The organism is Idiomarina sp. Sol25 (assembly GCF_033052775.1).
Classification (GTDB): Bacteria; Pseudomonadota; Gammaproteobacteria; order Enterobacterales; family Alteromonadaceae; genus Idiomarina.
Map to the genome: position 1 here is coordinate 1 of NZ_JAUPEW010000225.1, position 241 is coordinate 241.

Below are 241 nucleotides of genomic sequence, written 5' to 3' on the forward strand. Positions count from 1 at the left end.
TGGCGAAACTGCTGAAGCAGATAAAAGAATGGTCCCTCCAACTTCAGCTGCCTGACATTCACGGCCCAGACCTGCCTTTCATCGACCGGTCAAAATGCTGCAGTCGCATCCCGCATTGCCGACATTTGCTGCGGGCGCGAAATCAAGTTGGCGGCGAACTGGTGGTGTGCGGGACAAACCTGCGTTGCAGCATTAGTCCGTTTGTAGCTGATCTCGAACCTGCATCAAAATTTCACCTAGT

1 protein-coding gene is annotated in these 241 nt (G+C 53.1%); it reads left to right on the forward strand.

What is annotated here, in order from left to right:
* Positions 1-241: hypothetical protein (locus Q5L94_RS14090; RefSeq protein ID WP_317498972.1), on the forward strand; the 241-nt coding region annotated here is incomplete at both ends.